Below are 19925 nucleotides of genomic sequence, written 5' to 3' on the forward strand. Positions count from 1 at the left end.
ACCTGGCAGTTCTGACCCACCGCCCACACCGACCGCCCCACACCGACCGCCCACGCCGACCGGCGTGGGCGCGGCCCGGCTGGGAAGCGGCTCTGATAGCGCCGGCCGCCGCCCGCTCCACTCGCAGGAACAGGCCCCTGACGCGCTGCTCACCAACAGGCCCATCCCGGTCACCGCCACGGTCACGGTCACGGTGGGGTGCGGCGCGCCAAGCGACCGCACCGCCTGCCAACTGCTCCCGGACATGCCCGCCGGCGTCGGCGGGCACCCCGTCTCGCTGCTCACCGGCCGGTGAGCCGACCCTCCATGCACACCTTCCCTGCTAGGAGCCCGTCTCCGTGGCATCCCACCGCCGCCCCAAGCCCGCAGGCCGCGTACGCGTCTCGGTCATGACCGCCGCCGCCGCGACCGCGGTCGCCCTTTCCTCCCAGACCGGTGCGCACGCCGACCCGACACCGACAAAGGACGAGGCCAAGAGCCAGCTCGACCAGCTCTACCACGAGGCCGAGGTCGCCACCGAGAAGTACAACGCGGCCACCGAGAAGCAGCAGACCCTGCAGAAACAGGCGAACGACCTGCAGAACCAGATGGCACGCCGGCAGGCACAGGTGAGCACCGCCCAGAGCGGTCTCGCCGAGATCGCGGCCGACCAGTACCGCAACAACGGGATGTCCCCGACCGTCCAACTCATGCTCTCCAGCGACCCGGACTCCTTCCTCTCCAAGGCCGACTCGGCCCAGCTCGTAGGCCGGACGCGAGCCGACGCGCTCAAGGCACTCAGGACCGAGCAGAGCAGACTCGACCAGCAAAAAGCCGAAGCACAGCAGAAACTGACGGACCTGGACGCCACCGCCAAGGACCTGAAAGCGGCCACGGAGGAGGTCCGGGCAAAACTGGCGAAAGCACAGGCCCTGCTGAACTCCCTGACACAGCAGGAGCGCGACCAGTTCGCCCAGGCCGATGCCAAGGCCGCCGCCGACGCGAAGACCGCCGCTCACACAGCCTCCCCAACCCGCGCCTCGCGCAGCGACAGCCGCACCGGCCTCGACAGCAACACGAACCCCAAGACCACCAAAGACGCCGGCACTGCCACGGGCCCGTACGCGGCAGCCGCGGTCGCTGCCGTCAAGGCCGAGGAAGGCAAACCCTACGTACGGGGCGGCACCGGCCCGAACTCATTCGACTGCTCGGGCCTGATGGTATGGGCCTACGCCAAAGCCGGCATCACCCTGCCGCGCACCTCACAGGACCAAGCCTCGGCCGGCACCGACATCGGAACCGACATCTCCAACGCCCGCCCCGGCGACCTCGTCATCTACTTCAACGACCACAGCCACGTCGGCATGTACGTGGGAGGCGGACAGATCATCCACGCCCCACAGCCCGGCAAGACCGTCCAGTACCTGGGCGCCACCGTCATGCCAATCGCAGCGATCATCCGCATCTGACAAAGGCAGTCGTCGACAACCAGGGCGCCGCCGTCACCGTCGGCGGCGCCACCAGGGCTCCGGGGGCCGCTCGCCGCAGCGGCCGCACCGATGCCGTCCTGACGGCCCGCAGCCCTTCCTACGGCTTCGGAGAGATCAACGACGTTCGGCTCGCCCCACCGGCATCGAGACCGAACTGGTCAGCTGGGAATCGCGGGTTCTTGCGTTGGTCTCCTGACTCGACGACCCGGACCTCAATGCCGTGACCGACCCCGATGCCTACCCGCCGGACCTCCAACGGCGCGCCCTGCGAACCCAGCTGGACCTCATCCTCGAAAGGCTCCGCAGCCTGTGGCCACCCACGACCTGACCATCACCGAAGCCGCACCCGACGACCCGAGAGTCCTGCAGCTGGTCCGCGACCTCGACGCCGACCTCGCCGCGCGTCACCCCGACGAGCCCGGCACCGGCGGCGCCCATCTCAACCTCGACACCCGCTTCCTGCTGGCACAGACCAGCGGCCGCCCCGGCGGATGCGCCGCCGTCCAGCCGCCGTTCCCCGACAGCGCGGCCGAGCTCACGCGCATGCACGTCACACCCGAAGCCCGCGGACACGGCATCACCGCCCGGCTGCCGGCCGAGGCCGAACGCACCGCCGCCGCTCTCACAGACCCCGAGGGCGCCGGCTACCGCCTGGAGGCTTGACCGTGCTCAGCCGCCTTTCCATCGGTCTGCGCACCGCGCTGGCGGCCGGCCTCGCGGCCCTGCTGCTGCTCGGCGGCGGCGCCTGGTGGCTGCGCGGCCACATGTACGACGCCCAGCTGCAGGCCACCGACGCAGAGGCGAAGTACCAGGCGCGAGAGATCGCCCGCGGCTTCACCCACGGCCAGCAGTTCGCCGGGAGCGATCTGCTCCCGTACATCATCCTTGACAAGGATGGCCAATTGGTCAGCCTCGGCGGGCCGCTTGCCACTCAGCACCTGACCGGCCTGCTGCCCCCGCCCGCCCCACCGCGCGCGCCCGAGAACTGGCAGCCCGCGGGCGGGCGGATCACCATCGGCCCCACGGGCCCGACTGCCGCCGACCACTACTCAGGACGCACCTTCACCGCCATGGGCAGCTGGAGCATGTACTACCGGGCCGCGGACACCAGCGGGCCGACGAAGCCCCTGCTCGGCCCGATCACGGTGTACGTGCTGGCCACCCCGTTCGCCGCCGAGGCCTCGCTGCGCACCGTCGACGCGGTCCTGCTGGCCGGCGTGCCGGCCGCCGCGCTCCTGGTGGCGCTGGTGGCCTGGGCGACGACCAGCCGGGCGCTGCGCCCGGTGGAGGCGATCCGCGCCGAGCTGGCCGAGATCGGCGAGCACCGGCTGGACCGCCGCGTCCCGGTGCCGCGCTCCGGCGACGAGATCTCCCGGATGGCCCGGACCACCAACGCCACGCTGGACCGGCTGGAGCGCTCGGCCGTGCAGCAGCAGCGCTTCGTCGCGGACGCCTCGCACGAGCTGCGCAGCCCGATCGCCGCGCTGCGCACCAACCTGGAGGTCTCGCTGGCCCACCCCGAGCGCACCGACTGGCCGGCCGCCACCCGGGAGGCGCTCACCTCGGTCGAGCGGCTCCAGCAGCTCACCGAGGACCTGCTGTTCCTGGCCCGGAACACGCACCCGGCGACGGCCGGTCAGCCCACCATCGTCGACCTGTCCGCCGTGCTGCGCGAGCTCGCCGACCAGTACCGCCCGGTCCTCGACGCCCGACTCACCCTGCGGGTGGACGTACCCGAGGCGGTCCTGGTGCACGGCAGCCGGATCCCGCTGCACCGGCTGGTGCGCAACCTGCTCGACAACGCCCAGCGGTACGCAGAGGAAGAGATCGTGCTCGCGACCCGGCAAGCTGGGCACCGCTGCCTGCTGGAGGTACGCGACGACGGCCCAGGCGTCCCGCCGGCCGAGCATGAGCGGATCTTCGAACCGTTCACCCGGCTCGACGAGGCCCGCAGCCGGGACGCCGGCGGCAGCGGTCTCGGCCTGGCCATCACCGCCGACATCGCCACCCGGCACGGCGGCACTGTGCGGGTCGCCCCGTCCCAGCGCGGCGCCCGCTTCGTGCTGGAGCTGCCGGCCGCCGTACGACACGGCCCTGCGGAACCCCCTGGACAGGATGGCCACAAGGCACTGCGCGCATTTCCCGAGGTTTGACATGGCGGCCGGCGGCGAGGCGCAGTCGACACTGGAGTACCTGGCGTGGAGCAGGCGGTCGCGCTCCGCGCCGAGCTGCTCGCCCGCGGGGCGGGCCTGGCGCCGGACGCGGGTGAGACCCCGCAGCAGGTGCTCCACGCGTTGTCGGGGCGACGGCTGCTCGGGTCGATCGTGCTGAGTGTGTCGATGTGGGGGCGGGTCCGCGCCGTGATCGGCCGGGACACCTTGCCGAGGTGGATGTCGCGGCGCACCACCGTGGCACCGGGGGCGAACGGGGTGCCGGTGCCGGGGGGCGGACCACGGCACCTGCCCGGAGCCCAACCTGCCGGGCCCGACCCTTGTCCCGGGTCTCGGCGGTCGCCGGCGATCGAGACCCACTTCGGATCGCTGCGGCGGTTCACCGGCGTCGGAGCCCGCTGAGCGCCCGGCGACGGCCGGTCGGGGAGCGAGGGGCCGACGCCCTGGTCCGCCTCACCGTCCACGCCGACGGCACCGCGTCCGGGCCGTTCCTCCAGCCGGTGGAGTTCATGAAGATGCGCTCCCAGCGCCTGCGATGGCCGAAGAACCCGGCCGACGGCGGCACCGTCGCCGAGACCACCACCGCCACGCTGCCCGCGCACGGCAAGTTCGACCCGTTCCCGCTCGCCGCCGGTCTGCGCCTGCGCGACGTCGTCCACGCCGTCCAACCGCACCAGGACGGCCGGACACTGTGGCTCTACTCCCTCACTCCCGGCCTGGGCCGCCGCGACCTTCCGCGACGGCAAGGACGTCCGCCTGGTCCGCCAGTACGGTGGGCGCTGCCTGCGGGACGACTTCGAACGCACCCTCACCTGGTGGCACGACACGGGCGAGCCCGGAGTCGAACGTCTCGGACTCACCGTGACCCGCGACGGTTGGCACGCCTGGCTCGACGACCCCGACCAGGCGATCTGACCCTCCAGCCCCGCCCGGCTAAGCGCACGCGGATGGCAGGGCTTCGGCGTAGTCGTGGCTTGAGCGTGTCACCCCGATATGTTCTGGTGGCGGTCCGGATGCAGAGCGGGCACGGGCTTCCCCGGGTGACGATGTGAGGGCCACGCCAGAGTGCGCAGGGCGGCCGTGGACGCTCCGACCACCCCGGCGCACAACAGGTCCCCGTGCTCCTGACACGTGAGCGCGAGGACCTGCACGGTGACGGCCTGGTCCTACTCGACGCCGCGCTGGGGAGGACCGGGCCGTCGTGCCACAGCGGTCCGCAATCCGGTCAGTTGTCCAAGCTCAGCCGGACCTCTGCCGAGCTGGCGCGAGCGAACGTGAAGTCGAAGTGTTCGACCTTGCCCATGCCATCAGCGAACGCGCTGCGCACTTCACCGCTGGAACTGTGGACGTGGAGTGCGGCGAAGTCGCCGTCAGGGCGCGTGTCCTTGACCCAGCCGTACACGCGGAGGTTCCCGTTGCTGCAAGCCAGACGGTATTCAGCTTCGGCACCAGGAATGCTGGTGACCTTGTGGGCTCCGCAGGCAGCAGCGCTGGCATTGGCCGCGCTGGCGAGGATGAGGCCTGATGAGGCGAGGAGCAAGGAGCTTGCGGCGGCGAGAGCTCGGTGTGAACGCGGCAAGAAAAGGGTCCTTTCTCTGCGTGCAGGCGTGGTGAGCTGGCTGGCCCACCGGAATTGAGACCATACGCACCGTGTCTCACTGCTTTCGGGGATCGCTTCTCGTAACCACCCGAAGGTGTACGGACTGCGGGTATGGCGCTGACTGGCTCTGTAGGCGAGGGAACAGCAGATGTCCACCACTTCGGGAGGCGGTCCCTGGAGCCGCGGCGTTCGAATTGTTCACGAGCTGCGGCAGCACCGGTTGCCGGTGCTCAGTGACGGTACGCGGCTGTCGCGATCTCGATGAAGGATCGGATCAACGGGTTGGTGTCACCCTCGTTCCACACCGCCACCACTCGGCTCGGCGGCATGTCGATCAGCGGCACCACGGCCAGCTCCGCGGGCAGGTCGTGTCCGAGCGGGGCCAAGCCGACCGTGCCGTTCCACAGCACGGCCTGCAGGCATTCCTGGACGGCGCGCACCACTGGGCCCTCGCGCGGACTGTCGCCGTTCCAGTACGACTGCCAGATGGGGTCGGTGCCCTGCGGGAACTGGAACCAGCGGCGGTCGCTCAGCTCGGCCAGCCGCAGTCCGTCGCGGCGGGCCAGCGGATCGTCGGCGCGCAGGACCACGCCGACCGGATCGGTCCGCAGGGAACGCACCGTCAGGGCAGTCTCGTCGAACGGCGCCCGAGTCAGCGCGACGTCGACCAGCCCGGCGCGCAACCCGCAGGTGGGGTCGGTCAGATCGGTGTCGCGGATGCGGATGTCGATGCCGGGGTGGCGTCGGCGGTAGGCGGCGGCCAGCCTGGCCACTCCCGGGTCGGTGCCGTCGCCCAGGATGCCGACGGTGATGGTCGCGACGCCGGCCGCCGCGCCCACGCGTACCCGGACGCGGTCGGCATGGTCGAGTAGGGCCCGCGCCTCGTCGAGCAGCACCGAGCCCACCGGCGTGAGCGTGACCCCCGCGGGCGAGCGGGCGAACAGCAGGGCCCCGACATCGGCCTCCAACTGCTTGATCGCCCGGCTCAGCGGCGGCTGACTCATGTGCAGTCGGGTGGCGGCCCGGCCGAAGTGGAGTTCCTCGGCGACCGCCACGAAGTAGCGCAAGGTCCGTAGCTCCACGCTGCAACAATACCCACGAGGTATCGGCGCCGCGGGATGGGTCTTGGACACCGGCAGGTCCCCGGCGGTGCACTCGTGAGCATGACCGAAGAAGCGAAGACCAGCGAGCCGCAGACCCACCCCGCTGTATCGGTGGTGGGTCCCGGCGACGGCGAGACGATCGTTCTGGGCACCACGCACATGCGCGTTCTGGAGGACGGCAGCCACACCGGGCACCGCCTCGCGATCGCCGAGTCCGTCCTCGCCCCGCACACCCAGGGACCGCCCCAGCACCGCCACACCCGACACGACGAGGGCTTCTACATCCTCTCCGGCACCGTGCGGTTCACCGTCGGTGACGAGGACTACGACGCCACCACGGGCACGCTCGTGGTGGTTGCGCCCGGCACCCCGCACACCTTCGCCAACCTGACCGACCGACCCGCCGTCATGCTCAGCACATTCACCCCCGACCTGTACGTGCAGTACTTCCGAGAACTCCAGGAGGAGCTCGCCGGCGGCCGGCCACTGACGCCACAGGCCAACATCGACGCGATGAGCCGCTACGCGACCGAGCCCGCCACCGACCTCGCCTGAAGCCGACAGCACGGCACGGCCCGGCCACCCTCCTTTCGACCGGCAGGGTGGCGGCGCTGCCGTCCTTCGGCGTCCGGGTCCCTCGGACGACGGACCGGGCCTTCACCAGGGCTCTTCCGGCAAGCAACGCAATCGACGGGTCCCCGTGAACCGGTGGCCCATGAACGGGAACCATGAACATCGCCTATTGGATCGTCGCGGGACTGCTCGCGCTTTTCTACTCCTACGCAGGCACGCTGAAGGTGATCCGCAGCCGCGATCAACTCCGACCGATGATGGCCTGGGTCGACCGCATACCTTTGCCAGCCCTCAGGGCGCTGGGAGCGGTCGAAATACTCGGCGCGACCGGCCTGATCCTGCCACCGCTGACCGGCGTCGCTCCCTCGCTGGCGCCGACCGCGGCCATCGGCTTCGTATTCCTGCAGACCGGCGCGATCACCGTCCATCTGACTGGCGAAGACCGCCGGATCGCACTCAATGCCGGGCTCACCGCCGCCGCGGTCGTGACCATCTGGCTGGCCACCCGGCTGTGATCGAGCACAGTTCCCCCAGGGGCCGCGGGAGCGAGCACCCGCGGCCCCTGTCGGGTGACCACTCGACCTGTCTCCTCGCCGCGGCCAGGGAGCCAACTCTCGGAAGTCGCCGACAAGTCCGACGCGCGCCGGGCCTGGCCGAACGCCGGACCGTCCTGCGTGCCGCCGAGTTCACCCGGCGGGTTCGTCAGCTCACCTCGGCGAGGGCGAACCCCTCCCCGTCGGGGCCCGCGTCGGCGATCCGCTCGCCGTCCGGGCCCCACGCGCCGCTGCGGCCCGTGCACGGGCCCGCCTCGCTCGGGCCGACGAGGTCGGCCAGGACCACGTACAGCCCGAACTCCCTGGCCCGTACCGGATACACCTTCTCGAACGAGTCGTTGTCGGCGTCCAACGCCGAGCTCGCCAGATAGACGGTGCAGCCGTCCGAGGCGGCCCGCTCGGCGATGTCGGGGAAGCGGTTGTCGTAGCAGGTGGCGAGCGCGAATCGGACGCCGTCGAGGGTGAAGCGCCCGTCGGCGGTGCCCGGGGCGAAGACCTCGGCCTCGACGCCGTACAGATGCCTCTTGTCGTAGCGGGCGAGGAGCGCGCCGTCCGGGCCGACGACCAGCGAGGTGATACCCGGCCGGCCCTCCGCCCCGGCCATGAGCACCGGTCCGTTGACGACGGCCGCCGCTCCCGTCGCGCGGCAGGCCTCCCGTACCGGATCGAGCCGGGCGTCTGCCTCGGTGAGACAAGCGGCCGGGGTCGTGCGGATGAGGGTCGGTTCGTAGCCGGTGAGGGCCAGCTCGGGGAAGACGACGACGCGCGCGCCCACGGCACCGGCCCGGCGGATCAGGCCGGACACCGTTCGGACGTTGCCCTCGACATCCCCGGCGGCCGGGGCGAACTGCGCAGCTGCGATGATCACACCCGCCATCATCCTGCCTGCCCGCCGCGGGCGGAACCCCAGGCCCCGGGGCGCTCCGGTTCTCCAAAACCTGGCGGCTCCCGCAGTTGTACCTGATGCTGCCTCCAGCTCCGCCGTTGCCTCCGCGTCCGTCGACACTGACGTTGGCAGGCACCCATGTAGACGAAGGACACGGGGGCCACAGCGGATTCGCCGGCGGCACGGGCTCCTTGAAAGGTCGGCGGCCACCGCTCCGGTGGCGGTGAGTTGGCTTCGGCGGCCGCGAACGCTCCTGCCCGGGGTGGGCGTCCGCCTGCTGCAGCCCGCTGCGGTGCCGGGTCCGGGCCGTGCCCGCAGGGGCCGGGGCAGCGGGCCGGCCGGGGCACCGACCACGGCGAGTTGGCCTCCGCCCGTTGCGGCGCCCCGGTCGGCCGGCTCGAAGAGTACGACACCGAGCGCGGGACCTGGATCGCCATGATCGACAGCAGGATCGTCTCCAGCGCCCCGGGCGTTCCAGAACCGGTTTACGGCAAGAGCAACGGCAACCGATGGCCGAGGTCACGGACAGGCATGGCCGGCCCGCTCCAGGCCGCGGGGCGGGCCGGCCCGGTCGACGACCATGCGCAGGTGTCGAGCATCTCGACCAGAGCGTTCTTCTCGCTCGCCGTGGTGCTGAGGCCGTAGACGTACTTGATGTTGGCCCAGGCCCTGGAGTAGGTGCACCAGTAGGCGACGGACGGCGGCCGTCAGGAGTCGGGGCGCTTGTCGCCCTCGGCCCGGTTGCTGGCCGCGGACACGGCGAGCAGTTGGGAGTGCTCCAGGTCGTTGGCGAAGGAGCGGCGCTTGTCGGTGGTCCAGGTGTCGGCGCCGACTGGCGGTGAGCGTCATTCCAAACGCGCGCTATCCTGCCTCGTTCCGGCCGGGCCGGGTTCCTGTCCGGTGTCCGTCGTCGGGGCGGTGAGGCCTGCGGGCGGCCGGCCGCAGCTTGCGTACTCGCTCCCGCAGGATCGACAGCCCACGTTGCCAGCCGATCCGCTCCGCGATCACGGTGGCCGGCATCGTCGGGGTCTGTTTCAGCAGCTCACGGATGGCAGGTTCGAAGACGTCCACGGCCGAGCCCTTCAACGGGCGCTGGTAGACCGGCGGCCGGTCCGAGGCCAGAGCACGCGCCACGGTACCCAGGGGAGATCCCCAGCTGCCGGGCCACAGCCCGTGCCGACAACCCCTCGCCCCGATGCAGCCGCCGGATCTCGGCCCAGTCCTCCACCCCGATCACCTCTTCCCTCCCGACTCCCGTACCAGTGAAGTCAGGATGATCAAGAGATCACGCAGTGACCCGCTTTTGATCCGCCGTCCGTGGTCCTCGTTTCACCCGTTGCCGACAGCTGGGACCGAGATCTGCGCCGCTTCGGAGACTGAAGCCGGCCGCAGGGCATCGGCCTTCTGGCAATCGGCTGTGCCGCTTCGCTTCGTCCGGATAAATGTCGATTTTCGGATGCTAGTACGCTGGACCATTCATCGAAGAATCTCATTCGGAGTCTCACCCGTGGATCCTGTTGTCACTGACCGGCTGGTGCTGCGTTCCTTCACCGAGACGGATCTCGACGACCTGCATGACATCCAGCGCCGTCCGGACGTGACCCGGTATCTGCTGTGGGACACCCGTACCCGGGAGGAGACGCGCACCGCGCTGGCCACCAGGATCACGCAGTCCGAGCTGGCCGGGGCGGGCGACAACCTGGCTATCGCGGTGGAGTTGCGCGAGTCCGGTCGGCTCATCGGCGAGTTCAACCTGGACTGGCTGAGCGCCGAACTGGGCCGCGCCGAGATGGGTTTCGTGATGAACCCCGACCACGGCGGCCGCGGGTATGCCACCGAAGCCGGCCGCGAGGTGCTGCGGCTGGCGTTCGAGCGGCACGGCTTCCACCGGGTGATCGGCATGTGCAACGGGAACAACGTTTCGTCGATGCGGCTGATGGAGCGCCTCGGCATGCGTCGGGAAGCGTTCTTCGTGCAGGGCGAGATGCTCAAGGGGCAGCGGGCGGACCTGGCCGTGTACGCGATGCTGGCCACCGAGTGGGCCGGCGCGGACGTCACCGCTCAGGGAACTCCCGCCGCCCGGGGGTGACGTCCGCGCGTCATGGTGGTCTCCCGCCGACTGGAGGGCGGCGGCCACCACGGCGGGGCCGCTGGCGCGAAGGTAGTCCGCGAGCGTGTCACAACGTCGGCGGAGCTGGTGCCTGAGGACCTTGCCGGTGACGCCCTGTGGGATGTCGGTGACCGAGCCTGCGGATTCGCCGGGACGTCCGCGACGACATCCGCGAGGCATTCCTCAAACGGATGGCTCGGGCAGCGCGCGGTGCTTGGAGGCGACGGACGCGGCGCTCGGTGCAGCGGCGGCGGCCGTTGGAGCGGCTGCGGGGATCAGCGCGAGGGCGAGCGCGGCCGGCGTACCGTCACCCAGTGGTTGGCGCGGCGCCGGCCGGGTTGGCGCGAATTCGCGGCAGCACCGGATCCGGGGTGTGCCGCCGTCCGGCTGGAGGCCGGACTTGAAGGTAGGCGCTCCAGTCCGGTCACTTGCGCGCTTCTGCGGGTTCTGTGGTGGGGGCGCAGGGTCAGTAGCCCGGTCTGCCGGGCCTCCGTGAACATTCCTGCGGCGCGGTGCGGCGCCGTTCGTGTGGCCACCCGGTCGGGTCGGTGTCGCCGAGACGGAGCAGGTCGAACGTGACGAAGTGGGCCGACCTGCGCTTCCACGCGGCGGCCGCGGCCCGGCCCTGCGCGCGGCGGTCTCGTATTCTCGTGCCGCCGGAGAGGAATCCGGCGGGCGGGAAGGGAAGCTGACGGTGTTCGGACGAAGCAGGCGGGACGAGCCCTTCGAGGCGCTGCACTGGGACGAGATCACCCAGTTCACGGTGGGCAGGACGTTGCGGAACACGTTCCGCACGTCGAAGCGGGGCGAGGGCGCGCACGCGGTCCGGTTCGTGAGGACGCGCGGGGGCGACGAGTACATGGTCCCTGGCGTCTACATCGTCCCCGTGGAGCCGGCCGGACCGCTTGCGAAGGGCGGTTTCCGGCTCTTCGAGGACGAGGCCGGGCGGCAACTGCTGTGCACGGTGCTGCCGGACGGTTCCGACCGCTACCGGGTGACGGACGCTGCCGGCCGGGAGCTCGGCTCCGTCCGTCGCACACCGGTCACGAAGCGGCTCACCCAGCAGGGCCTGTGGATGGAACAGCTCGGGCACCCGGTCATCGTGGCCCCACGGGCCTGGGCTCGGGGAGGGCCGGGAGCGTCCCTGGGGCGTGGGGCTGGCCACGTCCTCGACGGGATCGTCGACTCCCTGCTGTCCTTCGGGTCCGACGAAGCGACGGGTTCCGGGGGGAGCCTCAAGCCGGTGGTCTGGGCGACGGTCGTGGGCGCGGGGGAGGGGGCGGACGGGACGGGGGAAGCGGTGCTGACCTTCCCGCGCCGCTCCGACGGCACGCGCTGGTACTTCGTCAAGCGGGACGGCTGGCTGGACAAGCGTCTCGCCTTCGCGCTGGCAGTGCTGCGCGAGACCGACACCATCGGCGGCGACCGCCGCTGAACCGCGCCCGCCTCCGGGCGTGCTCGGCGCGGCCGAACCCTTGCCGTCGGGTTCGGCTGCCCGGACTGCCTGCACGGCCCGGACCGCCTGCATGGCCTGAACGGCCTGAACGGCCTGGACCGAATGTTCGGTGGTGAGGCTTGCCTCCGACGGCAACACCGCTGCCCGGCACAAGACGTGGCGGCTGGAGGGCGCGGCTGGGCTGGACGCGGTCGCTTCGGTGCTCGGGACGGTCCGCTCGGAGACGGGCGGCACTGCTCGGGGCGCTGGCCGCATGGGCGCGCCGCACGCGAAGGCGGTCAACGAGGCCGTGCTCGCCTTCGTCCTCGGCGGTACCGCGCCCGGGGCCGTGGGTGGGGTGGCCCGGCCCGGCCGACGCGTCCCGTACGGGCACGGCGGGGGAGGCCGGTCCGGTACAGGCCGATCCGGTACAGGCCGGCGGAACGTCCGGGTGGCCTGTTCAGTGGCCTTGCTGGTGTTCGGGCATCAGGGCGAGGAGGCTGTCGGGGATGGTGTCGCCGAAGGTCTCTTCGAGGTGCTTGGCCGTCTCGGCGTCGGCCCGGCTCATGCGGGCGAACATGTCCTGCTCGTAGGCGTCGAGGCCGGATTCGAGACGGCCCGGGTGGGCGGCCAGGGACTTGCCGAGTTCCGCACCGTCGTACAGGGCCCAGTCGGCGCCTTCGCCGTTGGGGGCCAGCAGGTGGGCGGCGTCGCCGATAAGGGTCACCCCGGGCGTGCGCTCCCACTGGTGTGCCTCGGACAGGGCGTAGTGCGGGCGCAGGACGGGCGGGGTGTCGCTGTCGCGGATCAGTGCGGTGAGTTCGGGCGCCCAGCCCTCGAACTCGGCGGCGACGCGGGCTGTGGCCGCCGCCGGGTCGGAGAAGTCGATCCGCTCGAACCAGGTCAGCGGCCGGGTGAGCGAGATGTAGGCGTGCAGGGTGTCGCCGCGTTCACGGTGGGCTGTGAGCGCCCTGTCTCCTGCGGGGGCGAACATCGAGCCGCCGCCGACCGCCTTCGCGGCGGCCGGGTGCCGGCTGTCAGCGTCGAACAGGTAGGTCTCGACGAACGACGTGCCGACGTACTCGGGTATCGCCTTCGACACCAGCGGGCGTATCCGTGACCAGGCGCCGTCCGCGCCGACGAGCACCCTGGCGGTCACGCTGCTGCCGTCGGCGAAGGCCACCTCGTGCCCGCCGCCGATCAGGGCGCGGGCACCGTTGACCTTGCACCCCCAGCGGACGGTGCCGGCGGGCAGCGCGTCGAGCAGCATCCGGCGCAGGTCCGCGCGCAGCGCCTCCGTCAGGCCGGCCGCGTCGAGGGCGCGCTGTCCGTTGTAGTCGTGGATGTCGAGCATCCCGCCCTGCGCCCGCGCCGTGGGCGAGGCTTCTGCCCGTAGACCACGGCGGGCATGCCGTTCAGGTGCAGGACGCGCGCCAGCGTGAGTCCGCCGAGCCCGGCGCCGATGATCGTGACGGGGTGCATCATGCCTCCTTCGTGAGCGGGGGTGGCACGGCCCTCCGACCCATTTGGTGCGACGTTCCAATATAGAGCGATACTCCAAGTTAGCTCAGTGCTCTAACTTGGTGTAGTGCTCCAACTGTGTCATATTGGGGACGTGCCAACACGAGCACGCCGGACTCAGCGGCGTAACCAGGTGCTCTCCCGGGAGCAGATCATCGACACCGCGATCGACCTTCTCGATACCGGTGGCGAGGGCGCCCTGACCGTCCGGGCGATGACCGATCGCCTGGCCACCGGGTCAGGGGCGATCTACTACCACGTCGGCAACCGGGACGAACTGCTGGACGCGGCGACGGAAACCGTCATCACCGCGGCTCTGGCGACCAAGCCCGCCGGGGCGCAGGCCACACCCGAGGACGAGATCCGCGTCGTCGCACTGGCGGTGTTCGACGCCATCGCCGAACACCGTTGGCTCGCCACGCGGTTGACCCTCCAGATCATCCGCAACCCCGTCGGCCCGGTGACGGTGGGGATCTTCGAAAGGCTCGGCCGGCAGGTGGGGGCCCTGGGCGTCCCACAGGCTCGTTGGTTCGACGCCGCCTCGACGCTCGTGCACTACATCCTCGGCGCGATCAGCCAGAACGCCCGCGTCGAGGGGGACACCTCAGGCGTCGACCCCGATGCGGACCACGAGGAGTTCTTCGACGCGGCCTCGCAGGGGTGGCAGGATCTCGACGCCGAGTCCTACCCGTTCCTGCACGCCATCGTCGGCCAGATGAGAGAGCACGACGACCGCGAGCAGTTCCTCACCGGCATCGCCGTCGTCCTCGACGGTCTCACCCACCTGTGCTGACCCCGCCCCACCGGGTCGGCAGCCAACTGGACTTCCTTGAGGGGGAATCTCTCATGCATGACGTAGTCATCGCGGGCGGCGGCCCGGTCGGCCTGTTCCTGGCCGGCGAACTGGCCCTGTCCGGCTGCTCGGTCCTGATCCTCGAGCGGGACCGGGAACCCACCTCGCCGCTGAAGGCACTCCCGCTCGGCATGCGGGGCCTGAACGCGGGCTCGGCCGAGACGTTACACCGCCGCGGCCTGCTCGAAGCGATGATGGACGCCTCCGGCGCCGACGAGAACGAGGTCGGTGCGGACCCCGACGCGGGTGAGGCGCCCGCTCCCCGCGACGTGTCCCACTTCGCGGGCATGGGCCTGGACGCGGGTGGCATCGACGCGTCCGCTCTGCCGTTCCGGCTGCCCGGCCCGGCGATGCAAGGGTTCATGACGAGCGTGGAAGCCGTCTCGACGGTGCTCGCCCAGCGGGCCGCCTCGCTCGGCGTGGAGATCATCCGGGACGTTCCCGTCACCGCCGTGACGCAGGACGACGACGGCGTCACCGCCACCGCCGGCGGACACGAGTACCGGGGGCGCTGGCTGGTGGGCTGCGACGGCGGGCGCAGTGCGGTGCGCGAGCTCGTGGGCTTCGACTTCGTCGGCACCGACCCGCTGTTCACCGGCTACGTCGCCAAGGTCGCCTTCGCCGACCCCCAGCAGCTGCCGCTCGGCTTCAACCTGACGCCGACCGGCATGTACCTGCGCACGCCCTTCGAGGGCCATCTGGGCATGAACGACTTCGACGGCGGCACCTTCGACCGCTCCCAGCCGCTGACCCGCGAGCACCTCCAGGCGGTCCTGCGCCGCATCTCCGGCACCGACGTGACGCTGACCGACGTCGAGCTGGCCTCCAGCTTCACCGACCGCGCCATGCAGGTCACCAGCTACAAGAAGGGCCGCGTCCTGCTCGCCGGTGACGCCGCGCACATCCACTCACCGCTTGGCGGCCAGGGCCTCAACCTCGGCATCGGCGACGCCGTCAACCTCGGCTGGAAGCTCGCCGCCACCGTCCACGGCACCGCGCCCGAGGGCCTGCTCGACACCTACACCGACGAGCGCCACCCCATCGGCGCCGCCGTCCTCGACTGGTCCCGCGCCCAGGTCGCCACCATGAAGCCGGGCCCCAACGCCCCCGCCCTGCGCAAGCTGGTCCTCGACCTGATGAGCGCCCCCGACGGGGTCACCCACGTGTACCGGCAGACCTCGGGACTGTTCCACCACTACGACCTGGGCAGCGAGCAGCCGCTCGTCGGCCACAGCGCCCCCGACTTCCGCTTCCAGGAAGGCACCCGCCTCGGTGAACTGCTGCGCCAGGGCCAGGGCGTGCTCCTGGACTTCAGCCGCGACCGTGCGCTGCAGACCGCGGCCAAGGGCTGGGCGGGCCGGATCCACCATGCGGCCGGACCGGTACGCAACGACCTCGGATTCACTGCCCTGTTCATCCGGCCGGACGGCATTGTGGCGTGGGCGGACGACCACGCCGACACCGAAGCATTCCAGCAGACCGCGACCCGCTGGCTCGGCCACCCGCACAACTAGCACGTTCCCGCAGACGGGGAGCGGCTGGGGTCGAGGGAAAGAACGCCCTCGACCGTGCAGCGTCCGGGCCGGGTGACATGAGGGGGTGTTGTTGTGGGGGTGGGTTGGGATGGGGTTTGGTGGTGTTGGTCTGGGGGGGTTGTTGTGGGTGTGGTGAGGGTGGTGGCGGCGCCCTTTCGGTGCCTGTCCACGCCGCACAGAATGTCGTCGCCAAGCGAGTAGCAGCCGTGGATGCAGGTGACACCGTGGGTGCGCTTGTAGGTGGCCGGCAGCCGGTCAGGTCGGCCCTGTTCCTCAACGGCGATGAACACGCGGTAGTAAGTGCGGTCGTACGCTTCGATCTGTTGGTAGGTCCACGTCCCCGGGACGACGTCCCGGCCCGGGAGCTCCCGTTCGACCAGGTCGGCCTGCCCCCCGTGGCAGGGGAGGGGACCGTACTCGGCGAGGGATCGCGAGCCTTCCCAGCAGGACAGACATGTGGGCCTAGCGTGGTTTCTCCAGTCCACCTGCGGTTCTGAGGAGACCCCCATGGCCAAGATCGCCCTCTACGGTGCCACCGGCACCATCGGCAGCCGTGTCCTGCGCGAGGCGCTGGACCGTGGCCACCACGTCACGGCCGCGGTCCGTGACCCCAGGAAGCTCAGCATGCAGCACCCGAATCTCACGGTCACCTCCGGCGACGTTCTCGACCCTTCTTCGGTGACCGCTGTCGCTGGTGGCCAGGATGTTGTTGTCAGCGCCGTCGGCGGCGGTGACGGCCCCGGTCATGTCGCCACCATTGTGTCGGCCGCCAAGTCCCTGGTGGCGGGTCTGCGCTCGCTCGGAGGGATGGCCCCGCGGCTGATTGCCGTCGGCGGCGCAGGGTCTCTGCGTACGCCGGACGGCAGGCAGGTGTGGGACGCCGACGGGCTGCCCGAGGACCTGCTCCAGATCATGCACGCGCACGGCGACGCGCTCGACTTCTACCGTTCCGTCGACGATGTCCGCTGGACCAACCTCAGCCCCGCCGCGCAGATCGCGCCCGGCAAGCGGACCGGTAGCTACCGCACCGCCCTCGACGACCTGGTCGTGGATGCCGACGGCAACAGCCGGATCTCCGCCGAGGACTACGCGGTGGCCCTCGTCGACGAAATCGAGGAGGTGAACCACGTCGGCGAGCGCTTCACGGTCGGCGACTGAGCCCTCCGCTCTTCCCGGTCTCTGTGTCTTCTGGCCGAAAGGTCAGAGCGCCGTTCAGGCCCGCGAGGGCTTTGGCGTTCCTCAAGCCCCGAGCCCGGCGCGGGCGGTGGATGGCATCCCGTCGGCCACCACCGAGGTGCCTCCCGTTCTCGTGAACATCCGGCTCAGGCACTGCCTTCCGAACGGCTGTCGAAACGCTGCTCTGCAACGCGAACAGAACCAGCGAGCCGTAGACCAGCGGCGGGGCGGGCACCGGCCCTGGGGCCCGCCCCGCAGATGGCATGTTCGCGGCCGAAAGATTGCAGCTCAAAGCCCTGGCCACCTGCCGACCAGTGGGTCTGGCATTCCCGCCGCGGCGGCCCCACCACAGCGGCACCCGCAGGTGCGGCCGCTCCAGCTCCAGGTCCTCCAGCAGCTCGCGCCGCCGCGCGTACGGCTCGGCGAGCAGTGACCGGTCTCCGGTGTGCAGCAGGTCGAACGCGACGTACAGAGCGGGCGCGGCCACGGCGCCGTCCTGCACCGCCGCCGGGCGGGTGCGGTGGATGCGGCCCTGCAGCCCGGCGAACGACGGGACGCCGGCGCGCATTACTACCAGCTCGCCGTCCAGGACCAACGGACCCCGGATCTCCGTCAGCGCTCGGCGACCTCGGGGAACCGCGCGGTGAAATCGGTGCCGGACCGGCCCGCCAGCCGTACCGGCGTCGCTTGTCCGTGCACTCAGCAATGTGCTCAGTCAGGTAGGGGCGAACGCGTGGAGCCGCTTCCCGGCCCTGGTTGCCGGGCATGTGTCGGCGGCGCAGGCTGGAAGAACCCAAGAGGTCCGGTGTGCCGGGCCAGGAGGCGAGGTTCGCGATGAGCAGGCTTGAAGAGCAGATCAACATCGACGCCCCAGCACGGGAGGTCTGGGGGCGGCTGCACGACATCGAGGCCTATCCGACGTTCATGGACAGTATCCAACGTGCTTATGCGCCCAGCAGCGACCGCGCCCATCTGGACGTGCGGGCCGGCGAGGTACAGCAGGAGTTCGACGCCGTTCTCACCGACCGCGGCAACGAGCAGGTCCTCGCCTGGGAGACGACGGGCAGCCCGGAGCTGAAGGGCACGCTCTCGGTGCGGTCACTGGACCGGGACCACAGCCAGCTGCAGGTTCACCTGGAATACGAGCCGGAGGCCATCCACGACACCTTCGGCGGCCCGCGGGGCATGGCCCAGGTCCACCGGATCGAGAACACCGTCCGGGGCGGCTTGGAGCAGTTCAAGAACCTGGTGGAGTCGGAGCAGTAGCCGTCCACCGCCGAACGAGATTCCTCAGACCGGGGATCCGTGAAGCCGGCCGGAGCGTCGGCTGCCCACCCCGGCAGCCCATCCCGTCGTCGTGGGCGGGCCCACGTCGGCCCGCCCATTCGCCGCTGCCGCTTAAGTTCTGTCCACCCGCACTGCCGCTGGCCGCCGTCGCCGAGTGGGTGCCGGATCGGCGCGGCCGGTCCGCGCCGGATGAGGTCCTCGATGCGGGCGGTGCCGGCCCGCATGGCGGCCGGTATCTCGGCGATGGCCGGGTTCTCCTCGGCGGCCAGCCGCAGGTCCGCCACCACCGGGCGCACCTGGGGCGCGCCGGTGCCGACCAGGACCACCAGCAGCCGCGGGAAGGAGCGCCAGCATGGTCGGGCTCGCTGTCGCCCTTGCTGCTGTTGGAGGAGGAGGCGATCAGCAGCTGGGGGGTTCGTCAGGTCGTTGGCGAAGGCGCGGCCCTTGTCGGTGGTCCAGGTGTCAGCGCCAGCGTCTACATCGCCTGACTGGCCAACCGCAGCCCCGATCGCAGGCCTGGCCCTTCAAAGCCGGGTTGAGGTTGGCACTGGCCGGTGCCAACCTCATCGGCCCGGGTCGGGGACGATCCGGGGGTGTTCGCAGTGGGGCCGGTGGAGACGGAGTTCGAGGTCGAGCTGTGCGTTGACGCCGAGGCGAGGGCCGGCTTCAAGCTCTGGGCGGTCGGTGCCGAGACCGAGGCTGGGCTCTCCCGTGCCCAAACCCACCGCGTCTCCTTCATCCTCACCCCCAAGCGCCCCGGCGGAGGCGACCTCGTCGTCAGCTCCGCACAGGAGTGCACGGCCGGGCCCGGTGACACCACTGGGCGTATCAACGACTGAGAACCGGACCGGGGTCGGCGCCACGAAGTCCGGCCGCGGCCAGACGGTGACGAGCAGGGCGGGTTGTAGGGGGCGTGGGTGGAGAGGGTACGGCTTGCCGGGGTGAAGGGCCGGGCGGACGCGGGTCCGGGTACGCGGTCCGCAGGCGTCCGGTCCTGACCTCCGCCCACGTCACCGGCCCCATCGCCCCACACGCCGTCGGGTTCACGGGCGGCGATGGCGTATCGGTGGCATTCCAGCAGGACCGGGCACTGGGCGCACACCGCCTTCGCCGCCTGCTCGCGTCGTTTCGCCTGGACACCGCGCTCGTTGGTCGGGTGGAAGAAGACGCTGCTGTCGGCGGTCCGGCAGGCTCCCTCTGGCTGCCAGGGCCAGTGGTGTTCGGACGCTCCGGGCAGGTACTTGGTGTCGGTCATGGATGGCTCCCTTCGAAGGGGTGATTGGTTCCCGCCCGCTCGTCTGTCCCGAGCCGTGGGACGCATGCCTGTCCGGTGTCGGCCCGGCGGCCGGCGGCCCACCGGGTCCGCTGTCCCGCCTCGGCGTTCCAAGGCGCGTCGAAACGCGCAGGTCAGGGTGGGTGCGGCCGTTCCAGCGTTCCGTATCGCCGGGCGGTGCTGGCGGGCGGGACGGATTGCGGGACAGTCTTCGGTCCGGCGGTGACCGGCACCGAGCCGCGGGCCGCTCGACCGTCGAGCGCGCCCACCGCAGCGAACGGCCCCGCCACGTACCACCCGACCCCGGAAGGAAGCCCTGCCATGCGCACCCCGAACCGACGCCCGATCCTTGTCCTGCTGGCGGCCGCCGGCCTGCTGG

Annotated in this window: 19 protein-coding genes and 4 pseudogenes; 15 read left to right on the top strand and 8 right to left on the bottom strand. The window is 71.1% G+C overall.

Annotated features, from left to right (window positions below; genetic code table 11):
• The 4 genes and pseudogenes from ACFU7Y_RS18340 to ACFU7Y_RS18355 form a co-directional block, all read left to right on the top strand.
• Positions 1–295, top strand: a pseudogene (locus ACFU7Y_RS18340) (hypothetical protein); the annotation flags it as partial.
• Positions 296–389: 94 nt separating this feature from the next.
• Entirely contained in the window at positions 390–1448 is a 1059-nt protein-coding gene (locus ACFU7Y_RS18345; protein WP_380768790.1) for an NlpC/P60 family protein, read from the top strand.
• Positions 1449–1778: 330 nt separating this feature from the next.
• A complete protein-coding gene (locus ACFU7Y_RS18350) occupies positions 1779–2132 on the top strand; it encodes a GNAT family N-acetyltransferase (RefSeq protein ID WP_380768792.1) in 354 nt (117 codons plus the stop codon).
• 2 nt (positions 2133–2134) lie between these two features.
• Positions 2135–3622: a sensor histidine kinase gene (locus ACFU7Y_RS18355; RefSeq protein ID WP_380768794.1), complete on the top strand. Its 1488-nt coding sequence runs from the start codon at positions 2135–2137 to the stop codon at positions 3620–3622.
• A 1243-nt stretch (positions 3623–4865) separates the two neighbouring features.
• Here ACFU7Y_RS18355 and ACFU7Y_RS18360 read toward each other — a convergent pair.
• Entirely contained in the window at positions 4866–5219 is a 354-nt protein-coding gene (locus ACFU7Y_RS18360) for a hypothetical protein (RefSeq protein ID WP_380768796.1), read from the bottom strand.
• A gap of 251 nt (positions 5220–5470) precedes the next feature.
• Entirely contained in the window at positions 5471–6322 is an 852-nt protein-coding gene (locus tag ACFU7Y_RS18365) for a LysR family transcriptional regulator (RefSeq protein ID WP_224280774.1), read from the bottom strand.
• Between the two features lie 81 nt (positions 6323–6403).
• On the opposite strand from ACFU7Y_RS18365, the gene ACFU7Y_RS18370 reads away from it, so the two are divergent.
• Both ACFU7Y_RS18370 and ACFU7Y_RS18375 read left to right on the top strand, forming a co-directional pair.
• Positions 6404–6898 carry a cupin domain-containing protein gene (locus tag ACFU7Y_RS18370; protein WP_224280775.1) on the top strand — a complete coding sequence of 165 codons (495 nt, stop codon included), beginning with the start codon at positions 6404–6406 and terminating at the stop codon, positions 6896–6898.
• A 173-nt stretch (positions 6899–7071) separates the two neighbouring features.
• Entirely contained in the window at positions 7072–7431 is a 360-nt protein-coding gene (locus tag ACFU7Y_RS18375) for a DoxX family protein (RefSeq protein ID WP_380768798.1), read from the top strand.
• A gap of 187 nt (positions 7432–7618) precedes the next feature.
• Here ACFU7Y_RS18375 and ACFU7Y_RS18380 read toward each other — a convergent pair whose 3' ends face one another.
• Positions 7619–8347 carry a carbon-nitrogen hydrolase family protein gene (locus ACFU7Y_RS18380; RefSeq protein ID WP_380768813.1) on the bottom strand — a complete coding sequence of 243 codons (729 nt, stop codon included), beginning with the start codon at positions 8345–8347 and terminating at the stop codon, positions 7619–7621.
• 369 nt (positions 8348–8716) lie between these two features.
• Here ACFU7Y_RS18380 and ACFU7Y_RS18385 point away from each other — a divergent pair, with 369 nt between their 5' ends.
• Positions 8717–9001, top strand: a complete 285-nt coding sequence (locus tag ACFU7Y_RS18385; protein ID WP_380768800.1) for a hypothetical protein — start codon at positions 8717–8719, stop codon at positions 8999–9001.
• 216 nt (positions 9002–9217) lie between these two features.
• Here ACFU7Y_RS18385 and ACFU7Y_RS18390 read toward each other — a convergent pair whose 3' ends face one another.
• Positions 9218–9490 carry a hypothetical protein gene (locus tag ACFU7Y_RS18390; RefSeq protein ID WP_380768801.1) on the bottom strand — a complete coding sequence of 91 codons (273 nt, stop codon included), beginning with the start codon at positions 9488–9490 and terminating at the stop codon, positions 9218–9220.
• A 373-nt stretch (positions 9491–9863) separates the two neighbouring features.
• Between ACFU7Y_RS18390 and ACFU7Y_RS18395 the strand changes: the two genes are divergently transcribed.
• Together ACFU7Y_RS18395 and ACFU7Y_RS18400 are read left to right on the top strand one after the other, a co-directional pair.
• On the top strand, positions 9864–10445 hold the full coding sequence (locus ACFU7Y_RS18395; RefSeq protein WP_380768803.1) for a GNAT family N-acetyltransferase: 582 nt from the start codon (positions 9864–9866) through the stop codon (positions 10443–10445).
• Positions 10446–11160: 715 nt separating this feature from the next.
• A complete protein-coding gene (locus tag ACFU7Y_RS18400; protein ID WP_380768804.1) occupies positions 11161–11901 on the top strand; it encodes a hypothetical protein in 741 nt (246 codons plus the stop codon).
• 460 nt (positions 11902–12361) lie between these two features.
• Here the strand turns inward: ACFU7Y_RS18400 and ACFU7Y_RS18405 are convergent.
• Positions 12362–13386: pseudogene (locus ACFU7Y_RS18405) on the bottom strand (FAD-dependent oxidoreductase).
• A gap of 130 nt (positions 13387–13516) precedes the next feature.
• Between ACFU7Y_RS18405 and ACFU7Y_RS18410 the strand changes: the two are divergent.
• Both ACFU7Y_RS18410 and ACFU7Y_RS18415 read left to right on the top strand, forming a co-directional pair.
• Positions 13517–14215, top strand: a complete 699-nt coding sequence (locus ACFU7Y_RS18410; protein ID WP_380768806.1) for a TetR/AcrR family transcriptional regulator — start codon at positions 13517–13519, stop codon at positions 14213–14215.
• Between the two features lie 53 nt (positions 14216–14268).
• Positions 14269–15789 (top strand): FAD-dependent oxidoreductase, encoded by a 1521-nt coding sequence (locus ACFU7Y_RS18415; RefSeq protein ID WP_380768807.1) that lies wholly within the window; start codon positions 14269–14271, stop codon positions 15787–15789.
• A 155-nt stretch (positions 15790–15944) separates the two neighbouring features.
• Here ACFU7Y_RS18415 and ACFU7Y_RS18420 read toward each other — a convergent pair.
• Positions 15945–16079: pseudogene (locus ACFU7Y_RS18420) on the bottom strand (IS630 family transposase); the annotation flags it as partial.
• Between the two features lie 238 nt (positions 16080–16317).
• Here ACFU7Y_RS18420 and ACFU7Y_RS18425 point away from each other — a divergent pair.
• Positions 16318–16968: an NAD(P)-dependent oxidoreductase gene (locus ACFU7Y_RS18425; RefSeq protein WP_380768808.1), complete on the top strand. Its 651-nt coding sequence runs from the start codon at positions 16318–16320 to the stop codon at positions 16966–16968.
• On the opposite strand, the gene ACFU7Y_RS18430 is transcribed toward ACFU7Y_RS18425, so the two are convergent.
• The gene (locus tag ACFU7Y_RS18430) at positions 16952–17692 is read right to left on the bottom strand and encodes a hypothetical protein (RefSeq protein ID WP_380768810.1); all 741 of its coding nucleotides are present in this window, start codon (positions 17690–17692) and stop codon (positions 16952–16954) included. The genes ACFU7Y_RS18425 and ACFU7Y_RS18430 overlap by 17 nt on opposite strands.
• Positions 17693–17820: 128 nt before the next feature.
• Here ACFU7Y_RS18430 and ACFU7Y_RS18435 point away from each other — a divergent pair, with 128 nt between their 5' ends.
• The 3 genes from ACFU7Y_RS18435 (at position 17821) to ACFU7Y_RS18445 (ending at position 19112) form a co-directional block, all read left to right on the top strand.
• A complete protein-coding gene (locus ACFU7Y_RS18435) occupies positions 17821–18252 on the top strand; it encodes an SRPBCC family protein (RefSeq protein WP_224283380.1) in 432 nt (143 codons plus the stop codon).
• 179 nt (positions 18253–18431) lie between these two features.
• Positions 18432–18761 carry a hypothetical protein gene (locus tag ACFU7Y_RS18440; RefSeq protein WP_380768811.1) on the top strand — a complete coding sequence of 110 codons (330 nt, stop codon included), beginning with the start codon at positions 18432–18434 and terminating at the stop codon, positions 18759–18761.
• Between the two features lie 66 nt (positions 18762–18827).
• Positions 18828–19112: a trypco2 family protein gene (locus ACFU7Y_RS18445; RefSeq protein WP_380768812.1), complete on the top strand. Its 285-nt coding sequence runs from the start codon at positions 18828–18830 to the stop codon at positions 19110–19112.
• Between the two features lie 197 nt (positions 19113–19309).
• Here ACFU7Y_RS18445 and ACFU7Y_RS18450 read toward each other — a convergent pair.
• Positions 19310–19594: pseudogene (locus tag ACFU7Y_RS18450) on the bottom strand (WhiB family transcriptional regulator); the annotation flags it as partial.
• Between the last annotated feature and the right edge of the window lie 331 nt (positions 19595–19925).

This window comes from Kitasatospora sp. NPDC057542 (genome assembly GCF_042801945.1).
In the GTDB taxonomy this organism is placed as follows: Bacteria; Actinomycetota; Actinomycetes; order Streptomycetales; family Streptomycetaceae; genus Kitasatospora.